18 protein-coding genes are annotated in these 21224 nt (G+C 66.4%); 8 read left to right on the top strand and 10 right to left on the bottom strand.

Annotated elements, in window-relative coordinates:
- Together F1640_RS04775 and hemN are read left to right on the top strand one after the other, a co-directional pair.
- Entirely contained in the window at positions 1 to 273 is a 273-nt protein-coding gene (locus F1640_RS04775) for a hypothetical protein (RefSeq protein WP_124808488.1), read from the top strand.
- The gene (gene hemN, locus F1640_RS04770; RefSeq protein WP_194918008.1) at positions 263 to 1612 is read left to right on the top strand and encodes an oxygen-independent coproporphyrinogen III oxidase; all 1350 of its coding nucleotides are present in this window, start codon (positions 263 to 265) and stop codon (positions 1610 to 1612) included. Before F1640_RS04775 ends, hemN begins: the two co-directional genes overlap by 11 nt.
- Here the strand turns inward: hemN and F1640_RS04765 are convergent.
- Positions 1596 to 2843: a diguanylate cyclase gene (locus tag F1640_RS04765; RefSeq protein WP_194918006.1), complete on the bottom strand. Its 1248-nt coding sequence runs from the start codon at positions 2841 to 2843 to the stop codon at positions 1596 to 1598. The genes hemN and F1640_RS04765 overlap by 17 nt on opposite strands.
- Before the next feature lie 320 nt (positions 2844 to 3163).
- On the opposite strand from F1640_RS04765, the gene eda reads away from it, so the two are divergent.
- The 3 genes from eda (at position 3164) to sthA (ending at position 8195) form a co-directional block, all read left to right on the top strand.
- The gene (gene eda, locus F1640_RS04760) at positions 3164 to 3778 is read left to right on the top strand and encodes a bifunctional 4-hydroxy-2-oxoglutarate aldolase/2-dehydro-3-deoxy-phosphogluconate aldolase (RefSeq protein WP_125956516.1); all 615 of its coding nucleotides are present in this window, start codon (positions 3164 to 3166) and stop codon (positions 3776 to 3778) included.
- Between the two features lie 34 nt (positions 3779 to 3812).
- The gene (locus F1640_RS04755; RefSeq protein WP_194918004.1) at positions 3813 to 6596 is read left to right on the top strand and encodes a phosphoenolpyruvate carboxylase; all 2784 of its coding nucleotides are present in this window, start codon (positions 3813 to 3815) and stop codon (positions 6594 to 6596) included.
- 198 nt (positions 6597 to 6794) lie between these two features.
- On the top strand, positions 6795 to 8195 hold the full coding sequence (gene sthA / locus F1640_RS04750) for a Si-specific NAD(P)(+) transhydrogenase (protein ID WP_194918002.1): 1401 nt from the start codon (positions 6795 to 6797) through the stop codon (positions 8193 to 8195).
- 15 nt (positions 8196 to 8210) lie between these two features.
- Here sthA and F1640_RS04745 read toward each other — a convergent pair whose 3' ends face one another.
- The 9 genes from F1640_RS04745 to pdeM form a co-directional block, all read right to left on the bottom strand.
- Positions 8211 to 9329, bottom strand: a complete 1119-nt coding sequence (locus F1640_RS04745; RefSeq protein ID WP_194917999.1) for a TrkA family potassium uptake protein — start codon at positions 9327 to 9329, stop codon at positions 8211 to 8213.
- Positions 9330 to 9407: 78 nt separating this feature from the next.
- Complete coding sequence (locus F1640_RS04740) at positions 9408 to 10664, bottom strand: HupE/UreJ family protein (protein ID WP_194917997.1); 1257 nt, start codon at positions 10662 to 10664, stop codon at positions 9408 to 9410.
- The gene (locus F1640_RS04735) at positions 10657 to 12018 is read right to left on the bottom strand and encodes a tetratricopeptide repeat protein (protein WP_194917995.1); all 1362 of its coding nucleotides are present in this window, start codon (positions 12016 to 12018) and stop codon (positions 10657 to 10659) included. The genes F1640_RS04740 and F1640_RS04735 overlap by 8 nt, the downstream gene beginning before the upstream one ends.
- 19 nt (positions 12019 to 12037) lie before the next feature.
- Positions 12038 to 12817, bottom strand: a complete 780-nt coding sequence (locus F1640_RS04730; RefSeq protein ID WP_194917993.1) for a DUF4331 family protein — start codon at positions 12815 to 12817, stop codon at positions 12038 to 12040.
- On the bottom strand, positions 12817 to 13494 hold the full coding sequence (locus F1640_RS04725; RefSeq protein WP_194917990.1) for a hypothetical protein: 678 nt from the start codon (positions 13492 to 13494) through the stop codon (positions 12817 to 12819). Before F1640_RS04725 ends, F1640_RS04730 begins: the two co-directional genes overlap by 1 nt.
- A gap of 239 nt (positions 13495 to 13733) precedes the next feature.
- The gene (locus F1640_RS04720; RefSeq protein WP_194917272.1) at positions 13734 to 15296 is read right to left on the bottom strand and encodes an ISL3 family transposase; all 1563 of its coding nucleotides are present in this window, start codon (positions 15294 to 15296) and stop codon (positions 13734 to 13736) included.
- Between the two features lie 174 nt (positions 15297 to 15470).
- The gene (gene infC / locus F1640_RS04715; RefSeq protein ID WP_124808498.1) at positions 15471 to 15992 is read right to left on the bottom strand and encodes a translation initiation factor IF-3; all 522 of its coding nucleotides are present in this window, start codon (positions 15990 to 15992) and stop codon (positions 15471 to 15473) included.
- Positions 15993 to 16148: 156 nt separating this feature from the next.
- Positions 16149 to 16580, bottom strand: a complete 432-nt coding sequence (locus F1640_RS04710; RefSeq protein ID WP_125956502.1) for a hypothetical protein — start codon at positions 16578 to 16580, stop codon at positions 16149 to 16151.
- Positions 16577 to 17299 (bottom strand): ligase-associated DNA damage response endonuclease PdeM, encoded by a 723-nt coding sequence (gene pdeM / locus F1640_RS04705; protein ID WP_194917989.1) that lies wholly within the window; start codon positions 17297 to 17299, stop codon positions 16577 to 16579. The genes F1640_RS04710 and pdeM overlap by 4 nt, the downstream gene beginning before the upstream one ends.
- A 44-nt stretch (positions 17300 to 17343) precedes the next feature.
- Between pdeM and hemF the strand changes: the two genes are divergently transcribed.
- The 3 genes from hemF (at position 17344) to F1640_RS04690 (ending at position 21026) form a co-directional block, all read left to right on the top strand.
- The gene (hemF, locus tag F1640_RS04700; protein WP_194917987.1) at positions 17344 to 18222 is read left to right on the top strand and encodes an oxygen-dependent coproporphyrinogen oxidase; all 879 of its coding nucleotides are present in this window, start codon (positions 17344 to 17346) and stop codon (positions 18220 to 18222) included.
- A 91-nt stretch (positions 18223 to 18313) separates the two neighbouring features.
- Positions 18314 to 18856, top strand: a complete 543-nt coding sequence (locus F1640_RS04695) for an N-acetyltransferase (protein WP_194921152.1) — start codon at positions 18314 to 18316, stop codon at positions 18854 to 18856.
- A 76-nt stretch (positions 18857 to 18932) separates the two neighbouring features.
- Positions 18933 to 21026 (top strand): bifunctional (p)ppGpp synthetase/guanosine-3',5'-bis(diphosphate) 3'-pyrophosphohydrolase, encoded by a 2094-nt coding sequence (locus F1640_RS04690; protein ID WP_125956498.1) that lies wholly within the window; start codon positions 18933 to 18935, stop codon positions 21024 to 21026.
- Positions 21027 to 21224 lie beyond the last annotated feature (198 nt).

Here is a 21224-nt window from a genome sequence, read left to right as displayed (position 1 = left end):
ATGCACCGCGCCTCCCTTTCGCTGGCCATGCTGGCGCTGATCCAGCTTTCCGCGCCGCTTTCGGCGGGTACGGGCAGCGGTCCATCGTTCATGATGGTGCCATTCTGCGGCGAAGCCGGTGGGGCCAGGCCGATCCGCGTGCCGCGTCGGGACGATGGCACAAGTGGAGGCTGCTGCAAAGTTTGCCATATCTCAATGCGCAAGCGCGGCGGCGGCGATAGCTGTTGTGGCCATGATGGCGAATCCGATCAGGAAGACGACAATGTCGGTTGAACACGCTGAGCGAACCAGCGTCTTCGCGGACTGGACCTATTACCCCGAACTGCTGGCCCGGCCGGTCCCGCGATACACCAGTTATCCGACGGCGGCCGAGTTCGTGGACGAGGATTTCGAGGCGCGTCAGCGCGCCGCGATCCGGGCGGTGCGAGGCACGGTCTCGCTCTATATCCACATCCCCTATTGCCGGGAAATCTGTTGGTATTGCGGGTGCAACACCGGCGCTGCCAATCGCACGCAACGTCTGACGCATTACCTCGAGGCGCTGCACCACGAGATCGAGTTGCTCGCTTCCGAACTCGATCCTTCGGTGCGGATCTCGCGGATCGCGTTCGGAGGGGGCAGTCCCAACGCGATCCAGCCGACCGATTTCGTGCGGCTGGTCGATACGCTGACGGTGAACTTCCGGATGGACCGGCCGGTGCTGTCGATCGAACTCGACCCGCGCAGCCTTTCTTCGCCATGGCTGTTGGCGATCCGGGGCATTGGCGTGATCAAGGCCAGCCTTGGCGTGCAGACGCTGGACGCGCGCGTGCAATCGGCGATCGGACGCGTGCAACCGAAGGATTCGATCGAGCGCGCGGTAGAAGGGCTGCGCCGGGCGGGCGTGGATTCGATCAATTTTGACCTGATGTACGGCTTGCCGTTCCAGGATGACGCAGTGCTGGCGCAGACGCTGGACGAAACGATCGCGATGGGCGCCGACCGGGTGGCGCTGTTCGGCTATGCCCATGTGCCGCACATGATCCCGCGCCAACAGCGCATCGATGCCAGCCGGCTGCCGGGGCAGGTGGATCGCTTCCGCATGGCGGCGGAAGGGTATCGCCAACTTGTCGATGCCGGGTATCAGGCCGTGGGTTTCGATCACTTCGCGTTGCCGGGCGATGATCTCGCGCGGGCTGCGCGGACCGGTGCGTTGCAGCGCAATTTCCAGGGGTTTACCGACGATTCCGCACCGGTGCTGCTAGGGCTGGGGGCTTCTTCGATCAGCGAGTTCCCCGACCTGTTCGTGCAGAACGAAAAGAACGCCGGCGCCTATCGCACGCTGGTGCATGATGGGCATCTGTCCGGCCGGCGCGGGGTTGAGCGCACTGCGGAGGACCGGCGGCGCGGGGACATCATCACCGGCTTGCTCTGCCATAACGAAGCGCGGGTGCCGTCGGACCTGATGGACGAGGCGCAAGCGCGGTTGCAACCCTTTGTCGAACGGGGGCTTGCGACCATCGCGGACGGGCACATCCGGCTGGAGCGCGGATGCGAACCCTATGCCCGGTCAATCGCGGCGGTGTTCGACGCCTACCGCGCTGGCCCGCATCAGTTCAGCTCGGCGGTGTAGCCCGTTCGCGCGGCGCGGACGGCAGATGATCAAACAGCGTGGCGATGGCCGGCTCCCCGCCCGCCGCAAGGTTGATTGAGAGCGGGATGGGCCGGGTGTCGTTGCCGGGCGGCAGGGCCACGACACAATTGCGGCCCATGCGCTTCGCTTCGTAGCAGGCGTGATCGGCGCGGCGCATCACGTCGGCGAACGTTTCGCCCGGCAGCGCGCAGGTGGCGCCGCCGCTGACGGTGAACGCCGGGCGGGCCTCACCGGATTCGGTTGCGGCCGCTCGCCTGATCCTCTCGGCCAGTTCGCCGATGTCCTCGATCGAGGCCGATGGCAGCATGACCACGAATTCCTCGCCCCCGGTCCGGGCCAGCAGCGCGCCCCGTGGCGCCGCGCGGCGCATGATATCGGCGAAGGCGACGATCACATCGTCGCCTACATCGTGGCCGTGGGTGTCGTTGATCGCCTTGAAATGATCGAGGTCCAGCACCACGACGGCGCCACCTTCGACGAACTCGCGCTGGCAGCGGCGGTCGAGGCCGCGCCGGTTGAGCAGGTCCGACAGCGGATCGGTTTCGGAGTCCACCAAGGATTCCTGCACGATGGACTGGATCACGATCAGCATGATGACGAGGCCGGTGGCGATCAGCAGGATCCCGGACCCGGCCTGCGAGACGACGGCATAGGAACTGTCGGTATAATCGCGCGCGCTGCGGCCGGAGCCGAGCATCGACGCAAGGAACGGCTTGGTCAGGAAGTGCAGCGTGATCAGCCCGAACAGCACCGCCAGCGTGCGATGCAGCACGCGCCCCCGCGCGATGCTCCACGCCGTCCACGCGCACAGCGCGATGGCGGCGGCGTGGGGCGCCTGATAACACAGTTCGTAGACCACGTTGTTGCGTGGCCCTCCCCAGATCGCGGCGCGCATGATGACGGCGAAGGCGAACAGCAGGCCGATCATCCCCCAGTGTGGGCGCTGCCGGTCGAACAGCGAAAGCGCCGCCGACGAGGCCAGGAACGCCACCAGGAACGCGCCATAGCTGACGATCATGAACGGGGTTGTGATGGTGCTGTAACGGATTGCTATTTCGGCGAGCGGCGTGAGCATGCCGACGAGATAGGAGAAGCCGAAACCCGCCACGGAGCGCTGCGACCGGTTGGTCACGGCCAGGGCGGCGTAGCTCAGCCCGAACAGTCCGGCGACTGCCGCGTTGACAATCAGTAAGGCGACCGCCCCGTTCATTCCGTTCCCTTCCGGTTCCCGACCTCCTAGCGGGTCACGGTTAACGACGCGTCTCCACAAGGCGGAAAAGGCCGGATTCCACGTGCTTTGGGAGCAAATGGCGTATCCGCTCCAATGATAGCGATGTCATAGGGTGGAACGGCGCTACCAAGAGCGATCCGCGCGCGTTCGGCATCGTTCGCGCCTGCACGCTTCTGCCGAATTGGAACGGTATTTCCGGGGTGCATCAAAGAATAGCTATGCGCGGGGGCGTTAGCAGGTGCACAATCCCGACGAGTCGCGTTAAGCCACGCTCTCCGGAAAGCGAGAGGAAAGACGCCATGAAGCCGATCGAAACCATCATGCGGACCGCCCCGGTCATTCCGGTGCTGGTGATCGACGACGTGGCCCATGCCCTGCCGGTGGCGCGCGCGTTGGTTGCCGGCGGCCTGCGCGTGCTGGAAGTGACGCTGCGGACCCCCGCCGCGCTCGAAGCACTGACCGCGATGAAGGCCATCGAAGGCGCGATCGTGGGTGCGGGCACCGTGACCAACCCGGACGAGCTGAAGGCCGCGATCGATGCCGGGGCGGAGTTCATCGTCTCCCCCGGCCTGACCGACCGGCTGGGCAGCGCGGCGGTGGCCGCGGGCATTCCCTTCCTGCCGGGCATCGCCAGCGCGGGTGACATCATGCGCGGGCTGGATCTGGGGCTGACGCACTTCAAGTTCTTCCCGGCCTCGACTTCGGGCGGATTGCCGGCGCTGAAGGCGTTGGCGGCGCCGTTCCACCAGTGCCGCTTCTGCCCGACCGGCGGGATCAGCGCGGCGAGTGCCGGCGAATGGCTGGCATTCGATCCGGTGCTCTGCGTGGGCGGAAGCTGGGTCGTGAACAAGGGTGTTCCCGACGAAGCGGCCATCGAAGCCGCCGCGCGGGAGGCATTCGCACTTGGCGGTTAGGACGGTTACGCGGCGTTCCAAGGGGGGAAAGCGCATGAAGACAGTCGGCGAGTTGAGGACGAGGCTCCAGCAATTGCATGAACGGACGGCCGAAACGCCGCTGTTCAATCCGGTGTTCCAGCTCAGCCACGATCTTTCGCGCCAGCTCGAAGGTGGCGCGCTGAACCTCTCCGACATCGAAGGCCTGGTCGCCGAGCTGGAATGCGCCGCGCTGCAAAGCCGGGCCGCGCGCCTGCGGCGGCTGGTTGCGCCGACCGACACGACCGAAAACCTCGATGCGATCGGCCGGCTGCTGAACGAGGAAGACGGCTTCAGCGCCTTCCGCGCGCGCTGGGAAAAGCCGCTGCTCCATGCGGTGTTCACGGCGCATCCCACATTCCTGCTCAGCGCCGCGCAGTCGGATGCGGTGGCCACTGCCGCCATCGCCGACGATCCCGAAGCCGCGACGGTCTGCGCGCTGCCGGCGGCGGCCGAGAAGATCACGCTCGAATTCGAGCACGTCGAAGTGTGCAACGCGATCGAACGCGCGGCGGCTGCGCGCGACCGCATCAACGCAGTGCTGCTGGCCCATGCGCGGCAACGCTGGCCGGGCCGCTGGCTGGATTTCCGGCCGCTGCCGTTCCGCTTCGCCACCTGGGTCGGCTACGACATGGACGGTCGCACCGATATCGGCTGGACCACGTCGATCGCGTTCCGCCTGCGCGAAAAGGCGCGGCGGCTGGCCAGCTACGCCGCCGGGCTGCGTTCGATCGACGCCGGCCATCCGCTGGTGGAAACGCTCGACGCCGCGCAGGCCCATGCGTCGCAAATGGCGGAGCTGTTTTCCGCGCCGCTGACCGAACCCGATGCCCTTGCCGCGGTGGCCAACCGGATGACGGCGGACGATCCCGCCAAGCTGCTGTCGCTGGCCCCGATCATCGCGCAGCTTGAGGACGAGGCGAAGGCGGCCGAGGGCGACGCCGCGATCGCGCTGGCCACGCTGGCGGGCGCGATGCGCGCGGATGGCCTTGGCATGGGCTGGATTCACTTCCGCGTGAACTCGTCGCAATTGCACAACGCGCTGCGGCGGCGGATCGATCCGGACGGAACGCTCGATCTGTCGAGCAAGGGCGCGATCTCGCGCCTGCGCGAACTGCTGGCGGAGGCGACGCCGCTGCGCGTCAATTTCGCGGCGCTGGCGATCGAGACCTCCACCGCCATGCGCCAGTTCCTGGTGATGGCGAAGATCCTGCACCATATCGATGCCGACGCGCCGATCCGGATGCTGATCGCCGAATGCGAACAGCCACAGACGGTGCTGGCGGCGCTCTATTTCGCCAAGCTGTTCGGGATCGACGACAAGGTCGATGTTTCGCCGCTGTTCGAGACCGAGAGCGCGCTGGAGCATGGTGGGCGCTTTCTGGAAGCCTTGCTGGCCGAGGAATCTTACCGCGCCTATGCCCGCGTGCGCGGCCGGGTTTCGGTGCAGACCGGCTTTTCGGACGCCGGGCGCTTCATCGGGCAGGTGCCGGCGGCGCTGGCGATCGAGCGTTTGCAGGGCCGGTTGGCGGACGCCATGCGCAACAACGGGCTGACCGACGTGGCCGCGCTGATCTTCGATACGCACGGGGAATCGATGGGCCGCGGCGCGCACCCTTCGGGCTTCGCGGATCGCCTGACCTGGCCGTTGAGCCGCTGGGCGCGCGGCCGGTTTGCGCGCGCGGGCATCGCCATCGAACCCGAAGCGAGCTTCCAGGGCGGCGACGGATACCTGTTCTTCCGCAACGACGAACTCGCGCTCGCCACTCTCACGCGGATCGCCGAGGCGGAAGCGTCGCTGGCGGCCGATGGCGAGAAGGACCCGTTCTATGACCGGACCGACCTCAGTCTCGATTTCTACCGCTCGATCCGGCGGGTGCAGCGCGATCACCTGAAGTCCGCGACTTATGCCCGCGCCGTCACCGCGTTCGGGCTGGGGATGTTGAAGGCTACCGGCAGCCGCGTTTCGCGCCGCCAGTCGGACATCGGCGCCGACCGTTCGATGAACTTGCGGCAGATCCGCGCGATCCCGCACAACGCCATCCTGCAGCAGATCGGCTATCCGGTGAACGTGGTGGCGGGCGCCGGCACGGCGGCCGGGGACGAGGCGGAATCGATCGCCGAACTGCTCGGCCGGTCGGAACGCGGGCGGCAGCTGGTTCGCCTGCTGCGCGCGGCCAACGGGTTGGCCAGCATCAAGACGGTGGCGGCGCATGGCGAACTGTTCAATTCCGCCTATTGGGCCAGCCGCCCCTATCGCGGCACCGAGAACGCGCTGGAAAGCGCGTGCATGGCGCTGGCCGAACATCTGACCAAGGACGATCGCGCCGGGGTGTTCCGTCGTCTGACCTCGCGCCTGCGGGTGGACTGGATGAAGCTGCACCGGATGCTGGCGATGGTGCCGGGACAGGCCGAGGCGCGCGACCCGGGCACCGATGCGCAACGGCGCGAGATCGGGCTGCTCCAGGCGGTCCGGTTGGCCCTGTTGATGCACATGTTCCTGCGCGCGGTGCAGGTGCCTCCGTTCGCACGCGCCAACGATGTCAGCCGTGAGGACGTGCTGGAAATGGTGCTGTCGCTGCGGGTGGACGAAGCGCTGGCGCAAATGCGCCGGGCCTATCCGGTGATCGAGCCGGGCATAGCCGACTTCGCGGTGGACGAGCCGACCGATTATCCGGACCACCGGGGCGAGGATTACGGCGTGATCCGCGCGCGCTTCATCGATCCGATCGAACACGCCCACGCGCTCAACATCCGCATCGCCGTGGCCATCGCCAACTACTTCGGCGCACACGGATAAGCGCGGGGGCGGCCGTTCACGCAATCTTTGCCGGAGCAGGCTATGTTCCGGGATTGCCAGAACGGTTCCGCCGGGCAAGATTTGAAACCGTGACCGGACGCAAAGGGGGCGGCCGGCGCGGTTGGGGGAGACGGTTCCTGGCAAGGCGGGAGAAGCCGCGGCGCTGCGCGCGCGGTGGCATGTGCCTTGGGGGGAACCATGGAGGAATACGAACTCATCGTTATCGGCAGCGGCCCGGCGGGTCGGCGCGCTGCGGTGCAGGCGGCCAAGCTCGGCAAATCGGTGCTGGTGGTGGAAGGGCGGCGGCGCGTGGGCGGCGTCTCGGTCCACACCGGCACGATCCCGTCCAAGACCCTGCGTGAAACCGCGCTCAACCTTTCCGGCTGGCGCGAGCGCGGGTTCTACGGCCACTCCTATCGCGTGAAGCAGGAGATCGGCGGGGATGACCTCGGCGTCCGCCTGATGAAGACGCTGGAGCACGAGATCAACGTGCTGGAGCACCAGTTCCACCGCAACAAGATCCGCACCGTCAACGGCACGGCGCGCTTTACCGGGCCGAACGAGGTGGCGGTGCGCCGCGCGGACGGCAGCGACCTGGCGGTGCGGGGCGAACGCATCCTGATTACCGTCGGCACGATCCCGTATCGACCCGACAGTGTGCCGTTCGATGGCGACCATGTGGTCGACAGCGACGCGATCGTCGAATGCCCGCGTGTTCCGCGCAGCCTGACCGTGATCGGCGCGGGGGTGATCGGCATCGAATATGCCACGATCTTCAGCGCGATGGACGTGCCGGTCACGCTGATCGAGCCGCGCGAGACGTTCCTGGACTTCATCGACCGCGAGATCATCGACACCTTTACGCACGAGTTGCGTGACCGGGGCATGGTGATCCGCACCGGCGCGGAAGTGCGCTCGATCGAAAAGGGCAAAGACGGCTGGGTGACGACCACGCTGGCCGACGGGCGCACGGTGCGCACCGAGATGCTGCTCTACGCCGCCGGCCGCACCGGCGCGACGGCCCCGCTCGATCTCGACAAATGCGGGCTTTCGGTGGACCACCGGGGGCGCATCACGGTCGATCCCAAGACGTTCCAGACCGAGGTGCCGCACATCTATGCGGCGGGTGACGTGATCGGCTTTCCCAGCCTTGCCTCCACCTCGATGGAACAGGGGCGCATCGCGGCGTGCCACGCCTTCGGCCTGCCGCTGCCACCCGCGCCGCAATACTTTCCCTATGGCATCTATGCCGTGCCCGAGATTTCGACCGTGGGCATGAACGAGCAGGAAGTGCGGGCGCGCGGCATCAGCTATGAAGTGGGGATCGCGCGGTTCCGCGAAACGTCGCGCGGGCACATCATGGGGCTGAATTCCGGCATGATGAAGATGCTGTTCTCGCTCAAGACGCGCCGCCTGCTGGGCGTGCACATCTGCGGCGAAGGCGCAACCGAGCTGATCCACATCGGGCAGGCGGTGCTGAACCTGAAAGGCACGCTCGATTACTTCATCGAGAACACGTTCAACTATCCGACGCTGGCCGAAGCCTACAAGATCGCCGCGCTGGATGCATGGAACCGGATGCCGGCGCGGGAAGGTTGACGCCGGGGGCTGGCCCTATCGCCCCGGCGTGATGAACGAGCGGCCGTGGCGCACCGGGCGCGCGGGGGCGGAAAAGATCGCGCCGGCCGAAAGGCGGCTGCCGCGCACCACCAGCATCACGGAATCGCCCGGTTCGATGCGCACCTCGTCGCCCGGATGGGCGATCGACTGGCCGTTCGCGCGGTCGATCTGAACGATGAAGAACGCGCCGTTGCCCTGCCGTTCGGCATCGCGCACGTTCAGTCCGGTCAGGGCACCGTGCTTGATCGCGGTCACCACTTCCAGTTCGAGGCCGAGATCGTGGAGGCCGCGCTTCATGTCGGAGACCGCGCCATCGCTGCCCACGGCCTTGCCGGTGGCGGGATAGAGGATCAGTTCGGTGATGCGCTCCGCCCCGATGTGGGTGGGCAGTACCACCTTGTCCGCCCCGGCGTGGAACAGCTTGCTTTCGGTGCTGGGCGCTTCGCCGCGCGCGATGATCTCGATCCCGGCGTTGAGGTTGCGCGCCGAAAGCGTGATGAACACGTTGGCCGCATCATCGGGCAGGACCGAGGCAAGTACGCGCGCCTTGGCGATGCCGGCCTGGCGCAGCGTATCCTCGTGCGTGGCTTCGCCGACCAGGCTGAGATGGCCGTGCGCGCGCGCTTCCTCGCACTTCGTGGGGCTGCGTTCGATGATGACGAACGGATGCCGCGCTTCGGCCAGCGCCATGGCGAGTTGCACGCCGATCCGGCCATAGCCGCAGATGACGACGTGATCTTCGAGTTTTTCGATTTCGGTTTGCATGCGGTCCAGCCCCAGCAGGCGGCGGAACTGGAACAGCGTGAAGACCTGCACGAGCGCGCCGGTCAGCACGATCATGCCGGTGCAGCCCAGCACGATCGTCAAGGTGGTCCAGATCCGCAGGAACGTGGTGTCGATCGGGCGGACTTCGCCGTACCCGACCGAGAAGATGGTCAGCAGCACCATGTAGGCGGCATCGCCCAGCGGCCAGCCGGCCCGGACGTAGCCCATGGTGGAAATGCAGAACACGGTGGCCACAAACAGCAGCGTGCCCGTCAGCAGGCGCAGCGGCGAGCCGAGCACAGTGTTGGCGCCCTGCGACAAGGCAGAGCCGTGGCCGTTTGCGTCCATTGGTGCTTCCCGATCCCCGAAACGGACCTTGGCGCGGGGGCGGGGGCTTGTCCAGTGCTGCGGATGCGAAACGGATGGTCAGGCGCGTTGCGCGCGCGGAAGAACGGTGCGCAGCAGGACCAGCGCGGAGACCAGCAGGATCAGCGCAAAGCTCCACGGGATCGCCGTTTCGAACAGCGCGGCAGCGGGGATCACAAGCCCGGCGACGCGCTCCACCAGCCAGACCGCGGCGGCCAGGCCGATCACCGCAGCCAGCGCGGTGCGGGCGGGAGGGCCGTGGCGCCAGCGCGCCAGCGCAAGCAGCGCCGGCAGGGCGCCCAGCACGACGAGAAGCTGCACCGCCTCGATCCCCAGGTTGAAACCGAGGATCGCGGTCACGCGGGTCGCCGCGCCCAGGCCGAAGTTGGCGATCAGCGTGGCAAAGGCAAGCCCGTGGACAAGGCCGAAGCCGAGCGCGACCAGCGGCTCGCGCCCCGGAAAGATCGGCCGCGCCGCGTGGATTGCCGAGATCAGCACGGACAGGGCAATACCCGCCTCGACCGGGGCCGCCGGCAGGTGCGCACCGAACAGCGCGGCCGCGATCAGCGTCAGGCTGTGCCCCACGGTGAACGCGGTGACGATCATGGCGAGATGGCGGAAGGTGGCGCGCGGTTCGCGCAGGGCGGACCAGCGCCCGCCGGCGGCCAGCAGCGGCGCCGGCAGCAGCAGCGCCAGCAGGAACATCAGGTGGTCATAGCCTTCGGCGATGTGCCGCGCGCCCAGGCGGAAGCTGTTGGCGAACAGGCCGGTCATGCCGGCATGGCCACGATCGACCGCGAGGACGGGCCGCGCGGCGGTGAGCGCGCCGACGAGTTCGCGCTCGCCCCGCGTGCCACCGGCCAGGTCTCCGCCGATCACCAGCAGCGCGAAATGGGTGGGAACCTCGCGCGTGATGACGCGCCAGTCGACACGGAAGCTGCGGTCGCTGGCGCCGGGCGGGGGCAGCAGCGTGGCCGTGGCATGGAGATCGGGCGGGCCGATGATCGTTTCGAACGCGATCCGGTCGATCGTGACGCGCCAGTCCCGCCCGTCTGGCTCGAGAACCGCGAAGTGGCCGAGCAGATAGGCGCGCGCGGCGGCGAGGCTCGTGGGGCGGTTGTCGGTGGCAAGGCCGGTGGCATAGCCGAACTCGCTTTGCGGCACGACGATATCGGCCACGATCGCGCCGGGGGCGAGATCGAGGCGGATTTCCGAATTGGGCGTGAGATGCGCGGCGGCGGGCACGGGCAGCGCGAGCAGAAGCAACAGGACGGCCAGCGCGGCGATGAACCGCGCCGGCATGCCGCGCTCAGTCATGGCCGAACCAGACGAACCGCGCGGCGGGATCGGCGGCCTTGGGGTTGATCGCCAGCGCGGCCTTGCGCGCATCCTCCGCGTCATCGCCCCGGCCCAGCGCGTCGAGCGCCTCGGCTTTCTGCATCAGCAGCAGGGCGGAGCGCCAGCCGCCCTTTTCGGCGCGTTCGGTGGTGGCCAGCGCGCCTGCCGGATCGCCGGTGAGCAGTTGTGCGCGGGCAAGCAGCGCCAGCGTGGCGCCGTGCGGGCGCCGCGTGGCATCCTGCCGGGCCAGGTCAAGCGCGCGGCGCGGATCGCCGACCGCCAGTTCGTGTTCGACCACGTGCGCGGCGGCAGCCTCGGGCAGGGCGCGCAGCCGTTCCGCCCAGATCGCCCCGGCGCGGTCCGCCCAGGCCCGGCTTTCCGGCCCCTTGCCCTGGAGGCGCAGGAGGTGGGCTAGCGCGTCCATCACCTCGGGCGCGTTCGTGCGGTTGGCGATGTCGGCATAGCGCCGTGCCGCTTCATCCGGCCGCCCTTCGACCGCTGCTTGTTGCGCGACGAACGCCTCGTTCAGCCAGTTTCCGGGAAAGAAGCTGTCGGCAAAGCGCGCCCAGCGGCCGGCGGTGGTCCAGTCTCCCACGGCATAGGCCACGGTCGCGCGCTGGATGGCGGCCTGCGCCTTGGCCAGCCGCGTGAGCCGCTTGCCGCGCAGCACGGCGTTGACGCGCCGGCGCGCGAGTTCGGGATCGCCCGTGCGCAGCGAGAGCATCGATTGCCGCAGGGCGAGCCCGGCGTTGTTGGCGGCGGCTTCCGCCTTGGCATAGTCCTCGCGCGCGGTGGCGTAATCGCCGCGCTGCATCGCGATGTCGCCGCGCAACGCCAGCGCGCTGGAGGCTTCCTCGCTGTGCGGGCGGCCCTTCTGTGCATCAAACCGGCCGAGCGCCTTCGCCGCATCGTCCAGCCGGTGCAGCGTGACCGACAGCGCGGCGCGCGAGAGGCTGGGGCCGGCGGGATATTCCGCCATGGCGATCGCGCGGTCCAGCACCTTGTCGGCCTCGGCCAGATCGGCGTAACTGCCGGTCAGCCGGTATCGGCCGACCAGGGCATCGCCAAAAATCTCCATGTGGAGCCAGTCGGTCTTGCCGCTCTTTTCGCGCTCGCGCCCGCCGTCGATCTGCACCGTGGCGGCGTTCACGGCTTCCTGCTGGTTGCGGGGGCCGAACCAGGGTTTGACCTCGCTGGTCGCGGGATCGGGCGGCCCCTGCCGATGGCGCCAGCGCTGCCAGCCATAGCTGGCGGACACCACGATCACGACGGCGGCGAGCAGAAGCCAGGGCCAGCGCAAGGGTTTGCGCTGGCCGGCTTGGGACGTGTTCATGTCTGCGACCCTAGCGTCGTTACGATGTTCGGGCGCAGATCTTGAGGCCCAGGTTGGTCAGATCGTCCCCGATCAGGTTGAACAGGTCGTCCAACTCGAACTCGAATTCGCTGAACCACTTGTCGTTGACGGCATCGTTGGCTGGAGTGTCATCGTTGAAGGCGTTCTTGTTGGCCGAGCGGACCAGCACCGTGGCGATGGCGGGATTGCCCATGCGATCCACCGAGACGTAGGCCGAATCCGCGTCGGTGCGGAAATTGAAGCCCGATCCGGTGCCGCTGGCGATGGACGGAGAGCCGTTCGGCAAGGCGAGATAGGGGAAAGACAGGTTGAACGGCTTGTCGTTGCGGGGTGGATCGAGCGGCACCCTGGCCAGCGTGTAAGGCCCCTGTCCGGTGACGTTCATGTCCAGCAGGAGTTCGGCCAGCAGCAGATCGACCACCTGGTCGGCGAGATAACGACCGTTGGGGTAGGTGGGGTTGCCGCTGCCATCCGCTGTCGGCGTGAACGGCCGCGAGATGTCGAGCTTCAGCGTGTCCGGAATGATCTGAGACTTGACTGTCGCGGTCACGCCGGTCTGGCCCTGGACGGTCTGCGTGAAGCAGTTGTCGACATTGTAGGTCACCGCCGTCGGTGTCGGCGTTGGTGTCGAGGTGCCGGTTCCGCTGGGCAGCGGGGCCGGAACGACCACCTGGCTGCCGGAACCGCTGTCACCGCACGCGGCGAGAACGGCGGTCAGCGCCAGCGGCGTCGCGAACAGCATGGCGGCCCGGCGAAGGGAAAACGAAGGCGCGCGCATCACAGGTTCCCTCCGAAGCGGGCGGTTTGCCCCCAGATGTCGAGATTCTTCGCGCCCGCGCCAAGATTGGCGTCGGGAATATCCAGCACGATCGCGGTATCGTTCTGGCCATCGAAGAAGTTGCGATCGTTGCGGATGCGGATCGTGGCGAACGAGCGCGTTTCGCGAAAGCCGATCAGGTCGAAGAAGAACGGCTCATCGAACAGGCCGGCGCGTGCCTTGACGCCGTTGGCGGTCAGGTCGGTTTCCACCGGGCCTTCGAGAGCACCGGTCACACCGGGCAGGCCCTCGATGCGAATGCCCCAATCGTTCGATCCCTGGCCTTTGCCGAAGCGGAACTTGATCACGAATTCCGGGGTGCTGCCGGGTGCCTGCGTCGAGATGTTGATCTTGTAGAGAACATCGCGATCATAATACATCGGCGCGGTCGTTGGCACGGGGCCGGCGAAAGTCATCACGATCTTGGTCGATGTGCCCGAATGCCAGGCGAAGACGTCGGCGATATCGGCCGGCACGTCCGGCGTGAGATCGAAGCCGGCATCGGTGCGGGTGGGCGGATCGAGATGATCGGCGCTTTCGGCCACATCGGCGGGAAGGAGCAGAAGTCCCGACAGAGCGGCACAGGCGGCACCAGCCGCCAGCCCCCTGGCTCCAACAGTCCTGAAAAAGCTGCGCACGGCGTATCTCCGACTCTGGGTAACGAATGACGGTGCGACCTTGATGTCGCCTCATTCTTCCCGAATCGCTGTGCCGGCCCTCACACATCCGCGTATTTATCGCGGCGCCTGAACAAAGGGCGGCTCCGATTCAATGCGGAGGCCGTTACCCGGGTTGTAACTCTAAAAAGACGCTGCCGTGAAGGGGGAAAGTGCCGGCATCGAATTCGGGGTCTGACTCAAATTCCGTGCAATCCAGGTCACGCTGGCGCCATAACTCTGGCTTTGAGAAGGTCGATTTTGGCGCGCCCGTACATCTGGCGCTTGATGGCCTTGAGGCGGTTGACTTTGCCCTCGACTTGACCGCTGGACCACGGCGTCGAGATCGCGGCGGCAACGGCGTCCTTGTCGGCTTCGACGCCGGCAGCGAACCCAGCAAGCTTGGTCTCGGCCGCCATGGCGATCCAAGGATCGAGCCGGGCCTTGTCCTTTGAGCGCATCATGGCGTGGAAGCAATCGAGAGCCTCGCGTGCGCTGATTAGCGCTGGCACGGCCTTTTCGATCACCGCGTTTATCAGGGCGGTCTGCGCTGATCCGGTGTCGCGCTCGGTGGTCATGCTGCGCGCGATGGTCCGTGCACTCAGCCCCGCACCGCCGGTGTGGCCAAGTTTTTCGTCGCGACGACGACGGGTCGCCCATTCGCTGACTACGCGCAGCGAACCGCCAAAACCGGAAGCCTTCAGCCGCCGCCACAGTTCAGCCCCAATCCGGCAGCCTGCATTCCACTCCGCCTCGAGGGTCAGCGACCAGACATCGAGCGAACTCTGGCGCGTGCGGAAGGTGTCGTGACGCTGGCCGCGCAGGACCTTGCGGATGGTCTTGCGCGACACGCCGGTCGTGCGTGCCATGACCCTGATCGGCACGCCTTGCCCGGCCAGATCGATAATCTGGCGGTTGAGGGCCTCGCGCAATTGGTAGCCATCCCACTGGATGCGCTCGGCACGGGTCAGGGTCGCCGGATCGACCGGCCCCGTCGGCGCCAGCGCGCGCCGCAAACATGGCATTTCCGAACGCACTGCCGCCAGAAATGCTGCCGAGGCGTTCTCGAACAGGTGCCAGCGGTCGGCCACCTGCTGTGCCTGCGGCGCCGCCTCGCTTGCGGCCGCACCATAACCCGGACCACGGTCGCGACAGATGATTTCGACTTGCGGGTTCTGGCGCAGCCAGGCGATGACCGTGTCGCGCTGACGATCGGGAAGCAGGTCGATCACCTCGCGTCGTTCGAGATCGACCACGATGCTCCCGTAGCTGTGGCCGCGGCGCCAAGCGAAGTCGTCGATGCCAACCACCCGCGCAGGTGGCGGCGGCACGGAGGCAGGATCGCTGCGTCTCAGAACTCGAAGCATCGTGTCGCGCGACCAAGGCGCCGACAGACGCGCCATCATGCGCGAGCCCGGCCTACCACCCAGCGCGACCGCCACCGCGCGCACTAGCGCGTCGCAACGACCCACCCTGCGGCCATATCGCCGGCCAACCGGCGGCGCCAGCGGCTCGCTGAACGTGCGCCTTGGACAAAGGGTATGCGTGCACCGAAACCGTCGAACCGACAGTCTCAGCCTGACGATGCTGCCGCTGACCGGCAAATCCGAAAGCATGCGGTCATATCGACTGTGGAGAGACGTCGATGGCATCGCGCAATCCGGGCAATCCGCTCCCACGGCCGCCAATCGGCCCGACATCTCGACGATTCCGTCGATCACAGTCCGGCTTTCCACGATTAATCCCGGTAACTGCAGGCTACTGTCCCATGCTTTCGAGGCCATCGACGTGTGCTCCTTGCTGACCCCCAATCCAGTTGGCCGCACACAGCGCAGAAATGTCAAATCTGCACGGAATTTGAGTCAGACCCGAATTCGGGATGCCTGGCGCGCAGATGATGCGCATAAAAAACGGGGCGATAGACGCCCCGTTCTTTTCGTCTGGCGATGAAATGGCGCTTATTTCGGCGCCAGCACCATCAGCATCTGGCGGCCTTCCATGCGGGGGAAGGCTTCGATCTTGGCGATTTCCGCCACGTCGTCCTGCACGCGGCGCAGCAGGTTCATGCCGAGTTGCTGGTGCGACAGCTCGCGCCCGCGGAAGCGCAGCGTGACCTTCACCTTGTCCCCTTCCTCGATGAAGCGCTGCACGTTGCGCATCTTCACGTCATAGTCGTGATCATCGATGTTCGGACGCATCTTGATCTCCTTGATCTCCTGCGTCTTCTGGGTCTTGCGGGCAAGATTGGCCTTTTTCTGGGCCTCGTACCGGAACTTGCCGACATCAAGGAACTTGCAGACCGGCGGATCGGCGTTGGGCGAAACCTCGACCAGGTCCAGTCCGACTTCGGCTGCCTGTTCGATAGCCTCGCGCGTGTACATGACGCCGAGATTTTCACCGTTCTCATCGATCACGCGCACCTTGGGCACGTTGATGAGCTGGTTGTAGCGCGGCCCGCTCTTGACGGGGGGCGCCATCATGCGCCGGGGTGGGGGAGCTATAGTGCGTTCTCCTGCAGTTGCTCGAAAGGTGATTTTGGCGCGCTCATATCACATTGCGGTCGCAGATAAAGGGCCAAGCGCCGAATGTGGGGTTTTCAGGGCGTGATTCAAGGGTGGGGAGGCGGATTGGAGCCGTCAGCGGCGGCCCTCGCGGGCGCGCCGGCGTTCGTAAAACAGCAGCGCCAGCGCGTAGAACACGACATCGGCCGCGATCTTGCCGGCACCGACTCCCAGTGCTTCCCCGAGCAAGGAAACGGTGGACAACGTGATAGCCGGGCGGACGACCAGCGTATCGAGCGCTTCGGCTATGCCGAAATCGTGGAGCATGGCGAGCAGCACGGGGCGCAGCCGGCGTTCACCGCTTGGCAGGGCGCGCCAGTCGCGCAAGAAGATCGTGCCATAGTACCCGACATTCTCGCCGAGTGCCGCGCCGAACGCGGCCAGTTCCGGCCCGGCACCGGCGGCGGACAGGGCGAAGAAGCCGGCATAGCTCCCGGCAAAGCCGCACGCCTCGGCCCAGCCGAAGCGCGCCAGCCAATGTCGCCAGCGCGGACCATGCGCGGTCATGCCCCGGTTTGTGCCGGCTGGCGCCAGAGCGGGAAGCGCGCCAGCCGATCCGCCGCGGGCACCAGCGCCTCGATCTCGGTAGCGGGCTGCATGGCGGCGAGGATCGCGGGATCGGCCGCGTCCATGCCGCCGGTCAGTGCGCCGATCGCGGGCAGGATCATGCGGCCGCCGTGCGCTTCGCCATCGCTTTTGCCGACCACCAGGCACGGGCGCGCGATGTTGCGGCCGCGCACGGCCAGGCGCAGCTTGGGGTGGAAATGGCCGGAGAGTTCGGGGGCTACTTCCCCCGCCTTCGCCTCGTGCCGTAGCACGATGCCGCTGACGGCGAGTTCTTCGACCCGCGTGCCGCCGGGATGATCGGCCACATCCTCGTCATGGTTGCCGGTGATCCACACCCAGTCGGTGGCGCGCGTCAGCGCCGCCAGCATGCCGGCGGCGTGGGGTTCCAGCCTTTCCGCGCCGAAGCGGTCATGGAAACTGTCGCCCAGGCAGAACACGCGCCGCGCGCCGGTTCCCCGGATGGCGCGGGCGATGCGTTCCAGCGTTTCGCGGCTGTCATAGGGTGGCAGCATCTGTCCGAAACGCGCGTAGAAACTGGCCTTTTCGAGATGCAGGTCCGCGACCAGCAGGGCCTGTTCGTCCGGCCAGTACAGCGCGCGGCCATCGCCGATCCGCGTGCCGAGCCGAAACTCGCGATGGGCGAACGAAAAGGGAACCATGGGTTTCCCTTGCCGCAGGGTGCGTGATTTGGCAAGCGCCCGGCATGACCGACTGGACCGAACAGACCGCCCAAGCCCGCCACTGGTTCGAATCGCTGCGCGACCGCATCTGCGCCGCGTTCGAGGCGATCGAGCGCGAGGCCGGCAGCGATGCGGCTTTCGTCTATACGCCCTGGAGCCGCGAACAGGCGGGCGAACCGGCGGAAAACGACGCCAATGCGAACCCCGGTGGTGGCGTGCGCGGCGTGATGAAGGGCAAGGTGTTCGAGAAGGTGGGCGTCAACGTCTCCACCGTGGGCGGCGCGTTCAGCCCGGAATTCGCCAAGACGATCAACGGTGCGGACCCGGAAAACCCGGTGTTCACGGCTACCGGGATCAGCCTGGTCGCGCACATGGCCAATCCGCACGTTCCCGCCGTTCACATGAACACGCGCTTCCTCACCACCAGCAAGGCCTGGTTCGGCGGCGGCGGCGATCTCAACCCGCCGATCCCCTATGACGAGGACACCGCCGAGTTCCACGCCGCGTTCAAGGCGGCATGCGACGCGCATGACGGGGAGTACTATCTGCGCTTCAAGAAGTGGGCGGACGACTATTTCTACATTCCCCACCGCAAGGTGCACCGGGGCGTGGGCGGTATCTTCTACGATCACCTCGAATGCGCCGACCTCGATGGCTTCGCCGCCAACTTCGCCTTCACCCGCGACGTGGGCGAGGCGTTCCTGGACGTGTTCCCCAGGCTGGTGCGCCGGCGCATGGGGATGGGCTTCACGCCCGAGGAGAAGCAGCGCCAGCTCGAATGGCGCGGCCGCTATGCCGAATTCAACCTGGTCTATGACCGGGGCACGCTGTTCGGCCTGAAGACCGGCGGGAACATAGACGCGATTCTGATGAGCCTGCCGCCCGAAGCGGTGTGGAGCTGACCGGTTGGACTACGACCACCCCGAGCCTCTCTCCCCCGGCTACCATGCCGTCCGCCCCGGCGATCTCGCCTGCGTGGTGACCGCGCTGGAAATGCGCGAGAAGCCCGCGGCGTTGCGGCGACTGGTGCCGGAAGGCGATGTGCCGGTGCAGCTTGTCCGCTGGGAAGCGCCGGCGATCGAGAAATACCGGATGCTCTACCGCCGTGTCGGCGCGCCGTGGCTGTGGTGGTCGCGGCTGGTGAAGGATGATGGCGAACTGGCGGTCATCATCCACGATCCGCAGGTCCACGTCTTCGCGGTGGTCGACCGCGCCCGCGTGGAAGTGGGCATGCTTGAACTGGACTTCCGCGTGTCCGGCGAATGCGAGATCACGTTCTTTGGCCTGATTCCGGGCGCGACCGGGAAAGGGCTGGGCAAGTGGCTGATGCGCAAGGCCTTGCAGTTGGCCTGGCGCGAGGGCGTGGGCCGGGTATGGGTGCATACCTGCACGCTCGATGGCCCGCAGGCGCTGCCGTTCTATGTCTCGCAAGGCTTCGTGCCCTATGCGCGGGCGGTGGAAGTGTTCCCCGATCCGCGCCTTGGCGACGTGCTGCCGGAGGACGTGGCACCCCATGCGGCGCTGCTGCGCGCCTAAGCGATTACACTGATCAGCATTTCCGCGACCTTTACCCCTTGCCCTGACCGCATGGTTCCGCCCATTTAGGCAGGACATGCTACGTCAGTACGAACTTGTCGAACGGGTGCTTGCCTATGATCCGGACGCGGATGAGGCTATCCTCAACCGCGCCTATGTCTATACCGTGCAGAAGCACGGCACTCAGAAGCGCGCATCGGGCGATCCCTATTTCTCGCACCCGGTGGAAGTCGCCGGCCTGATGACCGAGCTGAAGCTCGACCAGGCGACGGTGGTGACGGCGCTGCTCCACGATACGGTGGAGGATACGCTGGCGACGGTCGATGAGATCGAGCGGCTGTTCGGCGCCGATGTCGCGAGGCTGGTCGATGGCGTGACCAAGCTCTCGAAGATCGAGACGATGAGCGACAACGAGCGCGCCGCCGAGAACCTGCGCAAGTTCCTGCTGGCGATGAGCGAGGACTTGCGCGTCCTGCTCGTCAAGCTGGCCGATCGCCTGCACAACATGCGTACGCTTCATTTCATCAAGAGCGAGGAAAAGCGCCGCCGTATCGCGCGCGAGACGATGGATATCTATGCTCCGCTGGCCGAGCGCGTGGGCATGTACGAATACATGCGCGAGATGCAGTTGCTGGCCTTCGAGCAGCTCGAACCCGAAGCCTATGCCACGATCAGCGGGCGTCTGGCCGCGATCCGCAGCGAGGAGAACGGCCAGGTCGGGGCGATCGCGCTGGAGATCAAGCAGGCGCTGGCCGAAGCGGGCCTAAGGGTGGAAGTCTCCGGCCGCGAGAAGCACCCCTATTCGATCTGGAAGAAGATGGCCGAGCGCCATGTCAGCTTCGAGCAGATCACCGACATCATGGCCTTTCGCGTGCTGACCGAGAATGAGGACGACTGCTATAAGGCGCTGGGCATCCTGCACCGCACCTGGCAGATGATCCCGGGCCGGTTCAAGGACTACGTCTCCACGCCGAAGATGAACGGCTACAAGAGCCTGCACACCTCGCTGATCTACAACAACGCCATGCGCGTGGAAGTGCAGATCAAGACGCGCGCGATGCACGAGACCAACGAGTTCGGTCTGGCCGCGCACTGGTCGTACAAGCAGGGCGGGGTCACGCCCGACGGGCAGGTGGGCTGGTTGCGCGATCTGCTGGAAATCCTCGAAGCCAGCAACGATCCCGACGAACTGCTCGAAAACACCAAGATGGCGATCTATCAGGATCGTATCTTCGCCTTCACGCCAAAGGGGGCGCTGTTCCAGCTGCCCAAGGGCGCGACGCCGATCGACTTCGCCTTTGCCGTCCACACCAATCTGGGCGCGCAGGCCGTGGGCGCGAAGATCAACGGGCGGCACGTGCCGCTGCGCACGCCGCTTAACAACGGCGATGTGGTGGAGATCATCAAGAGCCGGACTTCGGAGCCGCAGCTTTCATGGCTCGCCTTCGCCGTCACGGGCAAGGCGCGGGCCTCCATCCGCCGTTTCGTGCGCCAGAAGGAACGTGCCGAAGTCGCCGCCATCGGGCGCAAGCTCTATGAGGAGATCGTCGAGCGCCTGCCCGGCACCGTGGGCAAGAAGGCGCTGGCTGACGCGATCAAGCGGCTGAAGATGGCGGGCGAGGAAGACCTGATGTTCGCCGTCGGATCGGCCAAGGTCGATGACCGGCAGGTGATGGAAGCCCTGATGCCGGGCAGCGCGGCGAACCTGCCCGATCCCGATCACTGGCCCAAGCAGAAGCGCGCGATCGCGGTGCGCGGACTGACTCCCGGCATGGCGTTCCAGCTTGCCGCCTGCTGCCATCCGGTGCCTGGCGATCGCATCGTCGGGCTGCGCCGGCCGGGCAAGGGCGTGGAAGTCCACGCGATCGACTGCCTCAACCTTGCCAACGGGATCGATGCCGACTGGATCGACCTTTCGTGGGATGCGCGGACTGACGGCGCGATCGGCCGCTTGCGCGCCGAGCTTTACAATCGCCCCGGCACGCTGGCGGAAATGGCGGGGATCTTCGCCAAGAACCACGCCAACGTTGTCAATCTGGAAATGACCCAGCGCGAAAACCCGTTCCATACCTACGAGGTGGATCTGGAAGTGCGCGATCTGGCGCACCTTACGCGCATCATCAGCGCCTTGCGCGCCAGCGACGCGGTGGCGCAGGCCGAGCGCATCTGATCCTGCCGGGCGCCACATTGCCAGCCGCCAGGCCCCGTGATCGCGGGTGTACAGTGTTTCCGGCAGAGGGTTTCCAGTATCCGAAACGGACTATGTTTATGATGCGGATTTTTTCATTCATTTTCCGGTGCTTGATTGTCTCTTGAAAAAGATGCAGCGTAAAATGGATATTTAATGCGTTTTACAAATGGGTAAATA

The organism is Novosphingobium sp. NBM11 (assembly GCF_015390225.1).
In the GTDB taxonomy this organism is placed as follows: domain Bacteria; phylum Pseudomonadota; class Alphaproteobacteria; order Sphingomonadales; family Sphingomonadaceae; genus Novosphingobium.
This window is presented reverse-complemented; position numbering and strand designations above follow the sequence as displayed.